Origin of the sequence: Nostoc sp. 'Peltigera membranacea cyanobiont' 213, assembly GCF_002245975.1 — a bacterium.
Lineage (GTDB): Bacteria > Cyanobacteriota > Cyanobacteriia > Cyanobacteriales > Nostocaceae > Nostoc.
The window spans coordinates 1-1,678 of record NZ_NOLI01000347.1; the positions used below are offsets into that span (position 1 = coordinate 1).

Sequence of the window (1,678 nt, forward strand, 5' to 3'; positions counted from 1 at the left end):
GTAGTTGTTCACTCTCCCCCATCAAAAAAGGATCAAGAGAGAACGGGGATGGGGGGATGTTTTATACCTTTACGAGCCTGAGTAAGAACTATCGCAATATAACTCCAAGGGTCAACTTTCCTTAGACGACAAGTTTCAACGACACTCAGAACAGAGCAATAAGCTAAACTTCCTTCTGATGTGCGAGTTCCATAGCTAATACGTCGAGCGATTACAGCATGTCGTAAAGCTCTCTCTGCTTCATTATTGGTGGGTGGTAACTGTGGATGATAAAAACACGCAACCACGGCATCCCAATCAGTTAAAATCTCTTTAGCTAAAGCTTTTAACTTGGTATGCTCTGCAACCGTAGCTAATCGGCAGACTCTATAAAGGCGAGCGGGGTGTGAGTCTGATTCATCTTGTTCCCCGTCGCCAGTAGCAAGTGCATGTATCAGTTCCCTGAGTTCTTCTAAAAGCCATTGTCCCAAATCAGCTACTTCCTTATCTAATGCCTGCGTTAAAGCGATCGCTTTGCGGATAAGATGAGCCAAACAATGTTGGCGTTTCGGGTAACTACTGTAAGCCCCATAGCCATCAGTGACTAACCATCCCACAAACGCCTCGCTTATCAAGTGCAATAATTCTTCTTTGCGACGACTACCGATGTGGAAAACCGCGATTGTATTTGTAATTGCTACCCATAACCACCGATATTTTCCTTTCTCATACCAGGGTGTTTCATCAAGGTGGATTATTTCTGCTGATTGTAATTCTTCAATGAGTTCCTCAACTACTGGAGAACAAGCTATTCCCACTTCTCGAATACAACGGTCGATTGTTCCCACCGAAAGCGATACCCCAACCCAATCATTCAATAATTCTTTAATTTTGGGTCGAGACATCCGATATCTGACTGCAAGAGAAGCAATAAACGTTGCCAGCATTGAACCGACAAGTCCATACTCCTGCAAGCATAAATCTCTACTTCTTCCTTCAACTACCGAAACGTACCCGATTTGTGGCTTTGCTTTTGTCTGGTGCCCACAACCGCAAGTTGCTTGATAGTAGTGATGAAGCGTGCATTTTACCTCGATTCCCGAATCTAATTTTTCTAGTTCTAATACGTAATAACCCATGTGTGCTTTGGCTTCTGGGTCTTTTTCTAAGCGACTGTTACATGATGCACAAGTTAGAGGATGATGCGCTACTGTTTGATTTGGAACTAAGGGTGTTGTTCGCCATATTCCCTTGGCTCCTTGTTGCTTTCCCGGCTTTTTTAGAGCAAATCCCTTGCTTTTGGGTTTTTCGCTTTCTTCTGAAACTTGCTTAGGGACTTGCTTTGATTCTGTTTGAGATGCTTGCGACTCTGTTTGTTGTTCTGAGAGTAACGCTAATTTCTCTTTGCTTTTGAATTGATCTGATGATGGGGGTAACGAACTATTGCTTGAGTTTTGCTCTAATTTTTCTAGTTGTTGGACTGCTAGTTGATGAAGATTTCCCGCAACTTCCACCAATTTCTGTTTGTCCAGAGATTGGAAGTAGTCTCGGTTCATTTGTGCTAGGTCTTCTTTACTCAGTCGATTCATTCACCCTTGGCTTCAATTGCACAATTATTTTTTACATTACCATACAATACTCTCCCCTACTTTTACCTACACTGCAAACTCTTGCTGATGGGGGGAGAGTGAAAAACTAC

General features: G+C 42.8%; 1 protein-coding gene. It reads right to left on the reverse strand.

The features are described 5' to 3' along the window. Positions 1–32: 32 nt before the first annotated feature. The gene (gene tnpC / locus CDG77_RS34820) at positions 33–1,568 is read right to left on the reverse strand and encodes an IS66 family transposase (protein ID WP_094333648.1); all 1,536 of its coding nucleotides are present in this window, start codon (positions 1,566–1,568) and stop codon (positions 33–35) included. Positions 1,569–1,678 lie beyond the last annotated feature (110 nt).